Here is a 15,226-nt window from a genome sequence, read left to right as displayed (position 1 = left end):
CGCTTATGCGAAGGCTTTACGCATAAAGGGCGGCAGCGCCAGGGCACCCCGGTGGGCATCCACTGTGTAGTACTGTAGCGGCATTTCGTGATCGGCGGCAGCCTCTTCGCGGAAGCTTTCAACGCTGGTCGCTTTACCGGCCAACGTCACGCTCCACCAACCCGAGGGATACACCGGTTGGGGGAAGGGTAGCGTGGCGACGCTATCGAAGCCTGCTTCGCGCATGTCGTTGCGCAGTTCGCGGATGATCGAACCGCTATGATAAAGCGGCGATTCGCTCTGCTGTACCATCACCCCGCCGCTTTTCAGAATACGGTGGCAGCGTTTCAAGAAGTCGGTCTTGAACAGGCCTTCGGCAGGGCCGACCGGATCGGTGGAGTCGATGATCAGCACGTCGATGCTCTCGTCGGCGGCGTCGTCGACCCACTTCACGCCGTCGGCAAACAGCAGCTCGGCGCGGGGGTCGCCGTTGGCTTCCACCAGCGACGGGAAAAAGCGCTCAGCCGCCTTGGTCACTTCTTCATCAATATCGATCTGGGTGACCTTCTCGACGCCCGGATGGCGCAACACTTCTTTCAAGGTGCCGCAGTCGCCGCCGCCAATGATCACCACCCGCTTGGGGTCTTGATGGGTGAACAGCGCCGGGTGGGCAATCATTTCGTGATACAGGAAATTATCGCGATCGGTCAGCATCACGCAGCCATCCAGCACCATCAGGTGGCCGTAGGTCTCCGTGGCGTAGACTTCCAGGTGTTGGTAGGGGCTCTGTACATCCAGCAGTTTTTCGGTGACTTTCAGCGAGAAAGCGCTGCCATGGCTATCGAAGACTTCGGTAAACCACTGGTCGTCGCGTAGGTCGCTCATTACTTGGCTCCTGGGCATTGATCGTTCGTTTGGGTCGGAATGCCCTGATGGTACTGCGGGCTTAGGTCGTGCAGCGCCTCCATGAAGGCGGTGACGTGATCGGGGTTGGTGAACTGGCTGATGCCGTGGCCCAAGTTGAATACATGACCCGGACCGTGGCCGTAACTTTCCAGCACGCGTGCCACTTCGGCGCGAATGGCCGAGGGGCGGGCAAACAGCACGTTGGGGTCCAGGTTGCCCTGCAGGGCGACTTTATGGCCCACGCGTGCACGAGCATCGGATAGCTCGGTCGACCAGTCGATGCCTAGGGCATCGGCACCGGCACAGGCGATATGCTCCAACCACTGTCCGCCGTTTTTGGTGAACAGGATCACCGGCACGTGGCGGCCGTCATGCTCGCGGATCAACCCGGAGACGATCTGCTCCATATAGCGCAGCGAGAACTCTAGATACGCCGGCGTGGAGAGCGCGCCACCCCAGGTGTCGAAAATCTGTACGGCCTGAGCGCCCGCACGAATCTGCGCATTCAGATAGTCGGTGACCGCCTGCGCCAGGGTATCCAGTAGCTGGTGCATGGTGTCCGGCGTGTCGTACAGCATGGTTTTCAGATGACGGAAATCCTTGCTGGAGCCGCCCTCGACCATATACGTCGCCAGCGTCCAAGGGCTGCCGGAGAAGCCGATCAGCGGCATGCGGCCATTCAGCTCGCGGCGGATAGTGGACACCGCGCGCATCACGTAGTCCAAATCGCGCTCGGCGTTCGGCACGGTCAGTGCCGCTACTTCTTCCGGCGTGCGCACGGTCTTCTTGAATTTGGGGCCTTCGCCGGTTTCGAAGTAGAGGCCCAGCCCCATGGCGTCGGGGATGGTCAAAATGTCCGAGAACAGAATCGCGGCGTCGAGCGGGTAGCGCTCCAGCGGCTGAAGGGTGACTTCGCAAGCCAGGTCATGATTGCGGCACAGGTCCATGAAACTACCCGCGTCGGCGCGGCTGGCGCGGTACTCCGGCAGGTAGCGTCCTGCTTGACGCATCATCCACACCGGAGTGCGGTCAACGGGCTGGCGAGCCAGCGCGCGAAGAAAACGGTCGTTTTGCAAAGGTGTGGTGGTCATAAACACTTGCTCTTGAGAAATTTGCCCGCATTGTAAGGGAGTCATTCTACCTGAAGATAGGAATTGTACGTGAAGATCGCCGGGGATGGCGGCGCAAACCGTGGCCAACATCGTCGTACCCTGCGAAGACCGTGAGGCCCGCGCGGCTTCCTGATAAACTGTCCGCCCACTTCGCCAACACTGGTGTGGTTAACTGGTTTGGTTAATCAGCGAGGAAACCTGTGACCATTCGCTTCATTGCTGCCTCTCGGCTGCCCACTCCCTGGGCCACATTCACTATGCATGGCTTCGAAGACGACGCCACGGGTAAGGACCACATCGCCTTGACGTTGGGCGATGTGAGCGGCGGCGAGCCGGTACTAGGGCGCGTACACTCCGAGTGCTTGACGGGCGATGCGCTGTTTTCCATGCGCTGCGACTGCGGCTACCAGCTGCAAGAAGCGCTGAAGCGCATCGCCGAAGAGGGGCGCGGCGTGCTGCTCTACTTGCGTCAGGAGGGGCGGGGTATTGGGCTGCTCAACAAAATCCGTGCCTATCATCTGCAAGACCAGGGGGCCGATACCGTAGAGGCCAATGAGCAACTCGGTTTCGGTGCCGACATGCGCCGCTACGACCTCTGCGTCCCGATGCTCGACCACTTGGGCATCACCGCGCTTAAGCTGATGACCAACAACCCTCGTAAGGTGGATGCGTTGAGTCGCGATGGGGTAAACGTCGTCGAGCGGCTGTCGATCACCACTGGCTTGAATCCCCACAACGAGCAGTATCTTTCCACCAAGGCGGGAAAGCTTGGCCATATGATGGCGCTGGACGACTTTACCCAAGCCAGCGATGTGGATATCGAGCGCAAAGGCTAAGTAGCTAACCTTTATTGATCGCGTTTTTAATCTAAGTTGCCCGTTAAAAGCGCGTTTTTCTTCGAACGTGCAATAACCTGCTTTTCTTAACTTTGGTTGTTGGGTGTCTGAGCTATGGTGATACGTAGCAGGACGCTATATGCACCTTAGTCAGGAGAAGCCGTCATGAAAGCATTGTGCTGGCACGGTAAGAACGATGTTCGTTACGACACCGTGCCCGACCCCGCAATCGAACATCCCCGCGACGCCATTATCAATGTGAGTAGCTGCGCCATCTGCGGCTCTGATTTGCACCTTTACGACCATTATATGCCCGGTATGTCCTGTGGCGATGTCCTCGGCCACGAGTTCATGGGCGAGGTGATGGAGGTGGGCAGCGAGACGAAAAACCTCAAGGTAGGCGACCGGGTGGTGGTGCCTTTCACCATTTTTTGTGGCGAATGCGAGCAGTGTCAGCGCGGTAACTACTCGGTTTGCGAACGCTCCAATCGTAACAAGTCTCTGGCAGATAAAGTCTTTGGCCATGGCGGTGCTGGACTATTTGGCTACTCTCAACTCACTGGCGGCTATGCAGGCGGCCAAGCCGAGTTTGTGCGGGTGCCCTTCGCCGATACCACCCACATTAAAGTGCCCGATACGCTCACCGATGAGCAGGTGCTGTTTCTAGGCGATATCTTTCCCACCGGCTGGCAGGCCGCCGTGCAGTGTGACATTCAGCCCACCGATACCGTCGTGATCTGGGGCGCAGGCCCGGTTGGTCAGTTCTGCGTTCGCAGTGCGGTACTGTTGGGCGCCAAGCAGGTCGTGGTCATTGATAACGTGCCCGAGCGACTCTCGATGGCTGCTGCCGGCGGTGCGATTCCGCTCAATTTTGCCCACGAGAGCGTACTCGGCCGATTGCAGGAGCTGACTCACGGTAAAGGGCCTGAAAAGTGCATCGACGCGGTGGGGCTAGAAGCCCACGCCACGCGCTCGCTGGACTCGGTCTACGACCGGGTAAAGCAGGCCATGTGGTTAGAAACCGACCGCGCTCACGTGTTACGTGAAATGATCTACGTCTGCCGTCCGGCCGGTATTCTATCCATTCCCGGGGTGTATGGCGGGTTGGTCGATAAAATTCCTATGGGGGCACTGATGAACAAAGGCCTCACCGTGCGCACCGGGCAAACCCACGTCAACCGCTGGACGGACGATCTGTTACGGCGTATCGACGAGGGACAAATCGATCCTTCGTTTGTGATTACCCACGCGGTGGATTTGGCCCAGGGGCCTGAAATGTATCAAACCTTTCGAGATAAACAGGATGGCTGCGTCAAAGTCATACTGAAACCGTGATGCTACCCAGGGAGGAGTGCATGAACACACCGATGAAACGCCATTCCCGCTCATCAACACGCTCGATGTCACCAGCGGACAAGCTGGCCAGAGGTTTGGGGTGGTTAAGCCTAGGGATGGGGTTGTATCAGTTAGTGGCGCCGCGTCGGCTAGGCCGAGCGCTGGGAATGCCGCAGCGGCACAATAAAATACGCGCGTGCGGTGCCCGCGGAGTCGTCAGCGGCATCGGCGCGCTGTCTGATAATCCGACCCGCGCGATATGGAGCCGCGTGGTGGGGGATGTGCTCGACTTTTCAGCGCTTACGTTTGCCTTGAAGCGTCACCCGTCGCATAAAGAGAACCTTTATTTGGCACTCACCGCCGTAGGCGTGCTGACGATAGTGGATTATGGCTGCGCCAAAGCGCTGAGCCAACGCCATGCCTATCAAGGCGGTATCACCCCAGATTATAGCCAGCGAAGTGGTTTTCCGGGGGGCTTGAAGAGTGCCTGGGGTGCCGCCCGCGCCGAAGAGGGTCAGGCGCAGTTGCCACCCCGGCTTCCTGCGCCTCATGCGTGATTATTGGTTCGCTTGCGCCGCTGCTTGCTCTTTTTCGGCGGCGCGGGCAAGCGCTGGGCGATTGGCGTGGCGGGCGCGATAGGCCACCAGCGGCTCCGGCAAGCGATGTTTCATGCTTGTGGCCCAAGTGAGCGTGTGCGTTAAGAACAGATCCGCCAACGTGAAGGTATCGCCCACCAGATTTTCCTGGCCACGATAGCGGCGCTCGAGCGCGAGCAGGGCTCGCTGGAATTCCCAAGCGGCGGTGGGTAGCACTGAAGGGACGCGCTTGTCTTGAGGCAGGGCGAATTTGTGCTTGGCTTGCAGCCACAGTGGCTGCTCGATCTCGGTAACGATGAAACTAAGCCACTGGTCGACCTGTGCGCGTTCGGTCTCGTGCTGTGGCAGCAGTTGCCCCTCGCCATATCGCTCGGCGAGGTAGCGGCAGATGGGGGCTGACTCGAATAGCGTTAGCTCCCCGTCTTCCAGTACCGGTACTTTGCCATCCGGATGGCGGGCGAGATGCTCGGTGCTTTGCCCTTCGCCTTTATCCAGCGCAACGTGGTGGCACTGGTATGGCAGACCCAGCTCTTCAAGCGTCCAGGCGGCTCGTAAAGAGCGGGAGTTGGGAAAGCTGTATAGCGAGATCATTCGTCGGCTCCAGGCAGTACCGTGAAGCTTTCAATGTAGCGACTCCCTTGCCGTCTGTCACGGACCGACTATTGGCCGCGGGCTGCGCGGATACGTTCGTAAGCGTTGCCGATTTCGCTAGTGCGTGCCTGGGCGACGTCGCGCATGCTCTCCGGCAGCCCTTTGCCGGCCAGTTTGTCCGGATGGTTTTGGCTCATCAGGCGACGATACGCTTTCTTGATCTCGGCGTCGCTGGCATCTTCCGATACCCCAAGCACGCGGTAGGCATCTTTCAACGCCTCCTCGCTGGCGCCTTGAGAATTGGCCGCCGCACCGTGCAGCATGGCTTCGATTTGCTGCACCTCGGCATCGCTACAGCCAACGCCGCGAGCCACACGCAGTATCATCTCGTGCTCGGCAGGGTGCAGCACGCCATCGGCGGCAATGGCGCTCAATTGAACCTGCAAAAAGACTTGACGAAGTACCGGCTGGCGCTGGGTCAGGCGGTTGACCTTGGCCAGCTCCGCTTCCAGATCGAAATCATCGGCGCGGCCACGCTCGAAGGCCGCGCGCGCTTTGGCGCGGTGTTCACCCTGCAAACGCATCTGATCGAAGAGCTTTTCGGTCACGCCGAGCTCGCCTTCGGTAACCTTGCCGTCCGCTTGGCACAGGCAGCCCATCACCGAAAAGATCGACTCCAAAAAGCCTTCTTGAAGCTGCATGCGAGCTGCGTGCAAGCGACGACTAATGCGCCGTCCCAGCCACCAACCTAGGCCCCCACCCACCAGGAGGCCAATGGGGCCCCCGATGGCGAGGCCAATCAAACCAAACACAATGATTAGAAATAACATAGAGATCTCGATAGTTTATATTCACGTGGGGTGCGCATGAACGTTACGGCAGCCGGGCACGAATGGCGCGCTCGATACCTTCCGCGTCCAGGCCACAGTCGCGCAGTAGCTCGGCGGGCGTGCCGTGCTCTACGAAGGCATCTGGCAGGCCTAGGTTAAGGACTTCCACTTGAACGCCTTCGGCGTTGAGCAGCTCGTTGACTGCGCTGCCTGCACCGCCCGCAACGACGTTCTCTTCCAAGGTGACCAGCAGCTCATGTTCGTCCGCCGCGTGAAGCACCGCGTCGCGGTCCAGCGGCTTTACGGAACGCATGTTGATATGGGTGGCATTGAGCTTCTCAGCCACGTCGGCGGCGGCACTGTTCACGCTGCCAAAGGCCAGCAGCGCGATGCGCACGCCGTCGCTGGTGCTCTCGCGACGCACCTGGGCCTCGCCAATCGCCAGCGGCTCTAGGTGCTCTGGAATGACGGCCCCAGGACCGGTGCCGCGGGGGTAGCGCACGGCGGCTGGTCCAGGATGGTAGTAGGCGGCGCTGAGCATGGCGCGGCATTCGGCTTCATCGGCAGGCGCCAGAATCACCATGCCCGGCACGCAGCGCAGAAACGAAAGATCCATGCTGCCGTGGTGGGTGGGGCCGTCTTCGCCCACGAGACCTGCACGGTCGATAGCGAACGTCACGTCCAGATGTTGCACCGCCACGTCATGAATCAGCTGGTCGTAACCGCGCTGCAGAAAGGTGGAATAGATCGCCACCACCGGTTTCATACCTTCACAGGCCATCCCTGCGGCGAGAGTCACCGCGTGCTGCTCGGCGATCGCCACGTCAAAGTAACGCTGGGGATACGTTTGCGAGAAGCGTATCAAGTCCGAGCCCTCACCCATGGCAGGTGTAATGCCCATCAGGCGTGGGTCGGCGGCGGCCATATCGCACAGCCAGTCGCCGAACACGTTGCAGTACTTTTTCTTGGGGGCGTTCTTCGGCGCGCTGGGGCTGGCCGGTTTGCTCACCAGCGGGGCGCTCACGGTTGCGCTGGTTTTTTCCAGCTTCGTGATCGCATGGTAGCCAATCTGGTCCGCTTCGGCGGGCAGGAAGCCTTTCCCTTTGACCGTTTTGATATGCAGAAACTGCGGCCCTTTCTGGTCGCGCAGGTTACGCAGCGTTTGGGTCAGCGCTTCCAAGTCGTGACCGTCGATGGGGCCGACATAGTGAAAGCCCATCTCTTCGAATAGCGTGGCGGGACTGACCATGCCTTTCATGTGCTCTTCGGTACGTTTGGCAAGCTCCAGCGCGCCGGGCAGGTGCGAGAGCACCTTTTTGCCCTCTTCGCGCATTTTGAGGTAGGGCTTGCTGGAGAGCACCCGAGCAAGGTAGGTGGCAATGCCGCCGACGTTTTCGGAAATCGACATTTCGTTGTCATTGAGCACGACCAACAGATTGGCATTGACGTGGCCTGCGTGAGCCAGCGCTTCGAACGCCATTCCCGCGGTCAGCGCGCCGTCGCCAATGATGGCGCATACCTTGCGCGGGTCTCGCTGCGCTTGGGCGGCCAGAGCCATGCCTAGCGCGGCAGAAATCGAGGTGCTGGAGTGGCCCACGCCAAAGGTGTCGTACTCGGACTCGGCTCGACGTGGAAATGCCGCCAAGCCGCCGTGCTGGCGAATGCTGAGCATGGCATCGCGCCGCCCAGTGAGGATTTTATGCGGGTAGGCCTGATGGCCCACGTCCCATACCAAGCGGTCTTTCGGTGTGTGAAAGGCGTGATGCAGCGCGACGCTGAGCTCGACAACGCCTAGCCCGGCACCAAAGTGGCCGCCGGTAACGCCGACACTGTAGAGCAAGTAGGCACGCAGCTCGTCGGCGAGCTGGGCGAGCTGCTTGGCGTTCATGGCCCGCAGCGCGGCGGGGTGGTCAAAGGAGTCGAGCAGTGGCGTCGCCGGGCGCTCGCGGGGTATCTCGTCGAACAGCTTCATAGGCATCGTTAGTGGTCGCGCTCGATCATATAGTGGGCAAGGTCGGCCAGGGGTGCGGCCTGCTCGCCTAGCGGGGCGAGGGCGGCAATGGCCTCGTCAATAAGCGTGTTCGCTTTACGCTGCGCCCCTTCCAGACCCAGCAAGCTGGGATAAGTAGGTTTGGCGCGGGCAGCGTCAGCGCCGGACATTTTGCCCAGCGTGGCGGTGTCACCCGTCACATCCAGGATGTCGTCATGAATCTGGAAGGCTAGCCCAATGGCGCGGGCGTAGCGAATCAGCGCCGCCAGGCGCGGATCGTGGTCATCCACGGCGACGAGCCCCCCTAGCCGGACGGCAGCGACGATCAGCGCGCCGGTTTTATGGGCATGCATGTGGGCCATGGCCTCGGCATCCGGGTGGCCGCCCACGGCGGCCAGATCCAGCGCTTGCCCCGCCACCATACCGTCACGGCCCGAGGCGACTGCCAGGGTAGTGACTAGTTGGCTCAGGCGAGGAGATGGGCGACTCGCGAGCACTTCGAATGCCAGCGCTTGCAGGGCATCGCCCGCCAAAATGGCGGTGGCCTCATCAAAGGCTTTGTGCACCGTGGGCTGACCGCGCCGCAAGTCGTCATCGTCCATGGCAGGCAGGTCGTCGTGAATCAGCGAGTAGGCGTGAATCAGTTCGATGGCGGCCGCTGGCGCGTCAAGGTCGTCGTCGCTCGCCCCGAGGGCTTGGCCCGCTAAATAGACCAGCAGTGGACGTAGGCGCTTACCACCGACCAGCAGGCCGTGGCGCATGGCGGCTTCCAGGCGCGCATCGACGGCGGGGCGAGCGTCGAACAGAGCGGCAAGCGTCGCGTCGACACGGCGGCTGCTGGCGTGGCGCAGCGTGGTAAGCCGGGAAGCTTGAGCCGTTACCATGGCGGCGTCTCCTCGCTGTCATCGCCTGCTTCCGAGGTGCTGGCAAAGGGAGCGACGTCGAGTTTGCCGTCGGCATCTTCGCTCAGCGCCCGGACCTTCAGCTCGGCGCTGTCGAGCCGCTGCTGGGCGTCGCGGGTGAGTCGTACGCCTTGCTCGAAGGCGGTCAGCGCATCTTCCAATGAGAGTTCGCCGGACTCCAGGCGTTCCACAATGGTCTCGAGTTGGGCCACCGTTGCGGCAAAATCGTGTGGGGGTGTCGTGTCGCTCATCGGGCAGTGCCTACCGTTTTCCGGGCGCCCTAGTGTCCGCCAGGGCGACGAGTGTGGCTGCGTGCTGTCAAATAAACGCACAGTATACACCGAGGCGAGGGGGCGGCGTCTGCCCTCACCATGGGTTGATTGATCGACTTGCGCTGCGTTCATCTTGAAAGCGCACACTTTTCATCACACCAGGCCGCCGAGAGCGCCAGCGGCTGTGCTACCATATGCGCCTCCCGTGAACCGATACACGGCGCATGCCGCCGACCATAGAGGTTGATTCAGCCATGGCCAAAACGTCCCTGGAAAAGAGCAAGATCAAGATCCTGCTACTCGAGGGCGTCCACCAAAGCGCGGTGGACAATTTTCACAACGCCGGTTACGAGAACATCGAGCTTCTGCCGACCTCGCTGGATGAAGAGGCGCTGATCGAGAAGATTCGCGATGTTCACTTCATCGGTATCCGCTCCCGCACGCAGTTGACTGAGCGCGTGTTCGAGGCGGCCGAGAAGCTGGTGAGTGTGGGCTGTTTCTGTATCGGTACCAACCAGGTCGACCTGGATGCGGCGCTCAAGCGCGGTATCGCGGTCTTCAACGCGCCGTACTCCAACACACGCTCGGTGGCTGAGCTGGTGCTGGCCGAAGCGATCATGCTGCTGCGCGGTATCCCCGAAAAGAATGCCCGTGCTCACCAGGGGGGCTGGTTGAAATCGGCGAAAAACTCCCACGAGGCGCGTGGCAAAACCCTCGGTATCGTGGGGTATGGCAGCATTGGCGCGCAGCTCTCCGTATTGGCCGAATCCTTGGGCTTCAACGTCATTTACTACGACGTGATTACCAAGTTGGGTATGGGGAACGCTAATCAGGTAGGCAGCCTGGAAGAGCTACTCGGCCGCGCTGACGTGGTCAGCTTGCACGTGCCGGACTTGGCCTCGACCCGCTGGATGATCGGTGCCAAAGAGATCGCGGCCATGAAGGACGGAGCGATTCTGATCAACGCCGCCCGCGGCAGCGTAGTTGAGATCGAGCCGCTTGCCGAGGCGATCAAAGCGGGAAAACTCAATGGCGCGGCCATCGATGTCTTCCCAGTCGAGCCGAAGGGCAACGACGAAGAGTTCCAAAGCCCGCTGCGTGGCCTGCACAACGTGATTCTGACGCCACACATCGGTGGTTCGACGTTGGAGGCTCAGGAGAATATCGGTATCGAAGTCTCCGAGAAGCTCATCACTTACTCGGACAACGGTACCACGGTCACCTCGGTCAACTTCCCCGAAGTGGCGTTGCCCGCCCATCCGGACAAGCACCGTCTGCTGCACATTCACGACAACGTGCCCGGCGTGCTTTCTCAGATCAACCGCGTGTTGTCGGAAAACGGCATCAATATTTCGGGCCAGTATCTGCAGACCAACGATAAGGTCGGCTACGTGGTCATCGATGTCGATAAAGCCTACGGCCCGCAGGCGCTGGAAGCGCTGAAGGAAGTGGAACACACGCTGAAGATTCGTGTGCTCTACTCGGCGCAAAATAGCTAAGCAAGCAAAATAGCTAAGTAAATAGTGAGTTAGCGCTTGTCACCAAAACGGCCCCGCAGGGGCCGTTTTGCGTTTCATCAATGACCTAACAAGACGTTATCAGGCTAGATCGAACAGCAGCACTTCGCTGGCGTCGCTGCTGGTGAGCTCGACGTGCTCATCCGGCGTAAACGCAGCGGCATCGCCGGTGGTGAGCCGTTCGCCGTTCACCTCGATGGTCCCTTTCACCACATGTAGCCATGCGTAGCGTGAGGGCGGTGTCGTGAGGTGGTCCCCGGCGCTTAGCAGGCTGGCGTAAAGGTTGACGTCTTGGTTCACGCTCACCGAGCCATCACGGCCATCGGGGGAGAGGACCAAACGCCACTGGCCCTGCCGCTCGGCGCTGGGGAAGTGCTTCTGTTCGTAGCTGGGCCGAATGCCACGCTGGGCGGTTTCGATCCAGATTTGCAAAAAGTGAAGGCCGTTTTCCTGGGAGTGGTTGAACTCGCTGTGCAGGACGCCGGTACCCGCCGACATGCGCTGCACGTCGCCAGGGCGCATGACTTCGCCATTGCCCATGTTGTCTTTGTGCTCCATCTCGCCTTCGAGCACGTAGGAAATGATCTCCATATCCCGGTGGGGGTGGGCACCAAAGCCGTGGCCGGGTGCGACGCGATCTTCGTTGATCACCCGCAGCGCACGGAAGCCCATATGGTTGGGATCCATATAGTTGGCGAAGGAGAAGGTGTGGTAGGAGCGCAGCCAGCCGTGGTCCGCGTAGCCCCGCTCGTTGGAACGACGAATCTTCATGAAAGCACCTCAATGACGGAGTCGAGTTGCCGTCTACTATACGACCGAGTGTGTGCGTCGTGGGATGAAGCTTTCTCAATGATGGCGTCGAAATAATCGACGATTGACACGTCTTTGATCTGGGTCAGCCTCGCCGAGATGCGCCGAAGGCGCACTTTTTGCTATCATACGCGCGTTCATTTAACCCGGTCCGCCCTTTGCGAGGGCGACTACCAGGAGCACGCCATGACGACCCCGACCCCAACGCCGCCCATCGTGGTGGCGGCGCTGTACAAATTTGTTACTCTGAACGATTTCGAAGCGCTGCGCGAGCCGCTGCGTCAAACGATGGTCGATAACGACGTAAAAGGCACGCTGCTGCTCGCCAAAGAGGGCATCAACGGCACCGTGGCTGGGAGCCGCGAGGGCATCGACGCCCTGCTGGCCTGGCTGACCGCCGACCCGCGCCTGGCCGATATCGACCACAAAGAGTCGTTTTGTGACGAGCCGCCGTTCTATCGCACCAAAGTAAAGCTCAAAAAAGAGATCGTGACGCTGGGCGTGCCGGGTATCGACCCGAACGACACCGTGGGCACCTATGTCGAGCCAGAGCACTGGAACGCTATTATTTCCGACCCGGACGTACTGGTCATCGATACGCGCAACGACTACGAAGTGTCGATTGGCAGCTTCGAGGGGGCGATCGACCCAAAAACCACCACCTTCCGCGAGTTCCCGGAGTATGTCCGCGAGCACTACAATCCGGAACAGCATAAAAAAGTCGCCATGTTCTGCACCGGCGGTATCCGCTGCGAAAAAGCCTCCAGCTTTATGCTGAAAGAGGGCTTCGAAGAGGTCTACCACCTGAAAGGCGGCGTGTTGAACTATCTGGAAAAAGTACCGGAAGAGCAGTCGCTGTGGCGGGGCGAGTGCTTCGTGTTCGATAACCGAGTCACCGTGCGTCACGATCTTAGCGAAGGCGAGCACGAGCAGTGCCACGCCTGCCGGATGCCGATCTCCCAGGAGGATATGCAGTCGTCGGCCTACGAGCCAGGCATCAGCTGTCCCCACTGCATCGACTCGCTGCCCGAGAAAACCCGCGCCGCCGCCCGCGAGCGTCAGCGTCAGATCGAGCTGGCCAAAGCGCGCGGCGAACCTCACCCGCTGGGTTACAACCCTCGCCAGGACGCCCGCGAGAAGGCGTAACCCAGAGGTGGCCTGCCGCCGACCGGGAGGCCACTTTGGTCGTAGCGCGCCCTCGGCGGCCCCAGCAAGCGCTAGACTGGGTAGCCACATCTGCCCAGGAGCCTGCCATGTCGCCCACTCATGCATCCCCATCCAACGACTGCCTAATGCGCACCGCGCAGGAGGGCGTCGTCACCCTCACGCTCAACCAGCCCGAGCGCTTCAATGCGCTCTCAGAGGCGATGCTGGACGCGCTGCAAACGGCGCTGGATGACATTGCCCAAGACGATCGGGTGCGCTGTGTGGTGCTAGCGGCCAACGGCAAGGCGTTTTGTGCAGGCCACGATCTGAAGCAGATGCGCGCGAACCCCGACGAAGCATACTACCAAGCGCTCTTCGCGCGCTGTGGCCAGGTGATGCAAAGCATTGTTCATTGTCCTGTCCCTGTGATTGCCAAAGTACAGGGCATCGCGACCGCCGCCGGCTGCCAGCTCGTCGCCAGCTGCGACTTGGCCGTGGCCGCCAGCAGCGCCCGCTTTGCCGTCTCCGGCATTAACGTGGGCCTGTTTTGCTCGACGCCCGCCGTAGCGCTCTCGCGTAATGTTCCCCGTAAACGCGCCATGGAGATGCTATTGACCGGTGACTTCATTAGCGCCGACACCGCCGCCGAGTGGGGGCTGATCAATCGTGTTGCCGAAGAGGGCGAGCTAGACAGTGCCGTGGCGTCGCTAACGGCCAGCATTGGTGGTAAAAGCGCGGTGGCGGTGCGTACCGGCAAAGCGATGTTTGCCCGCCAGCTCGCTATGCCGCTGGAAGAGGCCTATGCCTTTGCGGGCGACACCATGGCGTGCAACATGCTGGCCGAGGATGTGGCAGAAGGCATCGATGCGTTTATCGAAAAGCGCGCGCCTCGCTGGCAGCATCGCTAGTACACGCTGCTAGCCATTGGTGGAATTTGTTTCCGTAAACGCGACAGCGCCCCCTGCGGCGCGTTATCCTGCTGGCTTTTTACGTATTGAGCGCCGTCAGGAGAGTAGTCAGGTGAGTGAAGCCAAGCGCAGATCAGTCGGACGTCCGGCGGGAGCCACGAAAGCGAGCGGAGGGCATAGCCAATCGTTGGTGCGTGGCCTCACGCTGCTCGAATACCTATCCGCTAGCCCGCTGGGCCTTGCACTCTCGGAGCTGGCGGAGATGGCCGACTTGGCCCCTTCGACCACCCATCGCCTGCTGCAAGCGCTACAAGGCCAGGGCTTCGTGACCCAGGAGAGTGACCAGGGCCTGTGGCGTATCGATGTCAAAACCTTCCGTATTGGTAACAGTTTTCTAGAGGCCCGCGACGTGGTGGCTAAAAGTCGCCCCTTTTTACGCCGCCTCACCGCGGAGACCGGTGAGACGGCCAATCTAGGTATTCGCGACGGGGCCACGGCGGTCTTTCTTGCTCAAAACGAGTCTCCGCAGATGATGCGCATGATTACGCGCTTGGGCTCCCGCGCCCCACTGCACGCCTCCGGCGTGGGCAAGGCGCTGCTAGCGTGGACGAGCGAAGAGGAGCGTAGTGCACTGCTGGAAGGCGGCTATGAGCTGGCACGCGTCACGGAGAACACCCTCTACCGAACGGACTCGCTGCAGACAGAAATGGCCGACATTCGTGCCCAGGGCTTTGCCTGTGATCGAGAAGAGCACGCCATTGGCCTGCACTGTGTGGCGGCCTGCATCTTCGATGAGCACGCCACGCCGCTGGCCGCCATCTCTGTCTCGGGCCCCATGGCGCGTATCCCCGAAGAGCGCCTGCTCGTGCTCGGTGCGCTAGTGCGCCAGGTCGCGTCAGAGATCACGCAACAGCTGGGGGGGCAGTTGCCCCGCTGAGCGAGAGAGGACGCGTAACGTGTTCAGCCTGTTTTGGGTGGCGCTGGCGAGCGCCACGCTGCTACCCGGTGGCTCGGAAGTGTGGCTGGCGCGGCTATGGTGTGTGGGCGAGCCTGCGCTGGCGTTGTGGGCTGTGGCTACCGTGGGTAACACGCTGGGCAGTTTGATCAATGTGGCCCTGGGCCGCTACGCTCGTCAGTTTCAAGATCGCCGCTGGTTTCCGGCGTCGCCTGAGGGGCTGGCCCGCGCCGAGCGCTGGTATCACCGCTTTGGTGAGGCGAGCCTGCTGCTGTCTTGGTTACCCGTGATTGGCGATCCGCTCACCGTGCTGGCAGGGGTGATGCGCCTTGCTTGGTGGCGGGCGATGTTGTGGATCGTATTGGCCAAAGGGGCGCGTTACGCTCTGTTGATCACCATGGCTCAGCAGTGGTTAGCCCCTTACTGCCACTGAAGGTTACCTTGTCTTATATGGCGCGCAAAAAACAGTCGCGTTAACGTCTCTTTCTTCGAGTCATGTTACGCTAGTCACTTTGGATCGAGCGTTATACAAAGCTTGCAT

Annotated in this window: 16 protein-coding genes; 8 read left to right on the top strand and 8 right to left on the bottom strand. The window is 60.7% G+C overall.

Translation table 11 applies throughout. The features are described 5' to 3' along the window. Window positions 1-3: 3 nt before the first annotated feature. Together speE and hemE are read right to left on the bottom strand one after the other, a co-directional pair. Window positions 4-864: a polyamine aminopropyltransferase gene (gene speE, locus FRH_RS04715; RefSeq protein WP_139525994.1), complete on the bottom strand. Its 861-nt coding sequence runs from the start codon at window positions 862-864 to the stop codon at window positions 4-6. Further along, window positions 864-1,976 carry a uroporphyrinogen decarboxylase gene (hemE, locus tag FRH_RS04710; protein ID WP_139525993.1) on the bottom strand — a complete coding sequence of 371 codons (1,113 nt, stop codon included), beginning with the start codon at window positions 1,974-1,976 and terminating at the stop codon, window positions 864-866. Before hemE ends, speE begins: the two co-directional genes overlap by 1 nt. Window positions 1,977-2,197: 221 nt before the next feature. Here hemE and ribA point away from each other — a divergent pair, with 221 nt between their 5' ends. The 3 genes from ribA (at window position 2,198) to FRH_RS04695 (ending at window position 4,725) form a co-directional block, all read left to right on the top strand. Further along, a complete protein-coding gene (ribA, locus tag FRH_RS04705) occupies window positions 2,198-2,833 on the top strand; it encodes a GTP cyclohydrolase II (RefSeq protein WP_139525992.1) in 636 nt (211 codons plus the stop codon). Window positions 2,834-2,998: 165 nt separating this feature from the next. Then, the gene (locus FRH_RS04700; protein ID WP_139525991.1) at window positions 2,999-4,168 is read left to right on the top strand and encodes a zinc-dependent alcohol dehydrogenase; all 1,170 of its coding nucleotides are present in this window, start codon (window positions 2,999-3,001) and stop codon (window positions 4,166-4,168) included. Between the two features lie 20 nt (window positions 4,169-4,188). Next, window positions 4,189-4,725: a hypothetical protein gene (locus tag FRH_RS04695; RefSeq protein WP_231125645.1), complete on the top strand. Its 537-nt coding sequence runs from the start codon at window positions 4,189-4,191 to the stop codon at window positions 4,723-4,725. On the opposite strand, the gene FRH_RS04690 is transcribed toward FRH_RS04695, so the two are convergent. The 5 genes from FRH_RS04690 to FRH_RS04670 all read right to left on the bottom strand — a co-directional run bounded on the left by FRH_RS04690 (window position 4,726) and on the right by FRH_RS04670 (window position 9,328). Further along, window positions 4,726-5,355, bottom strand: a complete 630-nt coding sequence (locus FRH_RS04690) for a glutathione S-transferase family protein (RefSeq protein ID WP_139525990.1) — start codon at window positions 5,353-5,355, stop codon at window positions 4,726-4,728. Between the two features lie 68 nt (window positions 5,356-5,423). Then, window positions 5,424-6,185, bottom strand: a complete 762-nt coding sequence (gene djlA, locus FRH_RS04685; RefSeq protein WP_139525989.1) for a co-chaperone DjlA — start codon at window positions 6,183-6,185, stop codon at window positions 5,424-5,426. Between the two features lie 43 nt (window positions 6,186-6,228). Continuing rightward, complete coding sequence (gene dxs / locus FRH_RS04680) at window positions 6,229-8,163, bottom strand: 1-deoxy-D-xylulose-5-phosphate synthase (RefSeq protein WP_139525988.1); 1,935 nt, start codon at window positions 8,161-8,163, stop codon at window positions 6,229-6,231. Window positions 8,164-8,165: 2 nt separating this feature from the next. Next, window positions 8,166-9,059 carry a (2E,6E)-farnesyl diphosphate synthase gene (gene ispA, locus FRH_RS04675; protein ID WP_139525987.1) on the bottom strand — a complete coding sequence of 298 codons (894 nt, stop codon included), beginning with the start codon at window positions 9,057-9,059 and terminating at the stop codon, window positions 8,166-8,168. Then, complete coding sequence (locus FRH_RS04670; protein ID WP_139525986.1) at window positions 9,053-9,328, bottom strand: exodeoxyribonuclease VII small subunit; 276 nt, start codon at window positions 9,326-9,328, stop codon at window positions 9,053-9,055. The genes ispA and FRH_RS04670 overlap by 7 nt, the downstream gene beginning before the upstream one ends. A 275-nt stretch (window positions 9,329-9,603) precedes the next feature. Between FRH_RS04670 and serA the strand changes: the two genes are divergently transcribed. Beyond that, complete coding sequence (gene serA, locus FRH_RS04665) at window positions 9,604-10,848, top strand: phosphoglycerate dehydrogenase (RefSeq protein WP_139525985.1); 1,245 nt, start codon at window positions 9,604-9,606, stop codon at window positions 10,846-10,848. Between the two features lie 99 nt (window positions 10,849-10,947). On the opposite strand, the gene FRH_RS04660 is transcribed toward serA, so the two are convergent. Further along, window positions 10,948-11,637 (bottom strand): pirin family protein, encoded by a 690-nt coding sequence (locus tag FRH_RS04660; RefSeq protein ID WP_139525984.1) that lies wholly within the window; start codon window positions 11,635-11,637, stop codon window positions 10,948-10,950. 225 nt (window positions 11,638-11,862) lie between these two features. Here FRH_RS04660 and FRH_RS04655 point away from each other — a divergent pair, with 225 nt between their 5' ends. From FRH_RS04655 to FRH_RS04640, 4 genes are all read left to right on the top strand, one after another. Then, the gene (locus FRH_RS04655) at window positions 11,863-12,822 is read left to right on the top strand and encodes a rhodanese-related sulfurtransferase (RefSeq protein WP_139525983.1); all 960 of its coding nucleotides are present in this window, start codon (window positions 11,863-11,865) and stop codon (window positions 12,820-12,822) included. 107 nt (window positions 12,823-12,929) lie between these two features. After that, window positions 12,930-13,730, top strand: coding sequence for an enoyl-CoA hydratase (locus FRH_RS04650; RefSeq protein WP_139525982.1), 801 nt, complete (start codon window positions 12,930-12,932; stop codon window positions 13,728-13,730). A gap of 112 nt (window positions 13,731-13,842) precedes the next feature. Beyond that, window positions 13,843-14,667, top strand: a complete 825-nt coding sequence (locus FRH_RS04645) for an IclR family transcriptional regulator C-terminal domain-containing protein (protein ID WP_139525981.1) — start codon at window positions 13,843-13,845, stop codon at window positions 14,665-14,667. A 19-nt stretch (window positions 14,668-14,686) separates the two neighbouring features. Then, window positions 14,687-15,118, top strand: coding sequence for a YqaA family protein (locus FRH_RS04640; protein ID WP_139525980.1), 432 nt, complete (start codon window positions 14,687-14,689; stop codon window positions 15,116-15,118). Window positions 15,119-15,226 lie beyond the last annotated feature (108 nt).

This window comes from Halomonas sp. A020, from assembly GCF_027943625.1.
In the GTDB taxonomy this organism is placed as follows: Bacteria; Pseudomonadota; Gammaproteobacteria; order Pseudomonadales; family Halomonadaceae; genus Vreelandella; species Vreelandella piezotolerans.
Note: the sequence above shows the minus strand (reverse complement) of the source record. Positions and strands in the feature narration are given on the sequence as shown.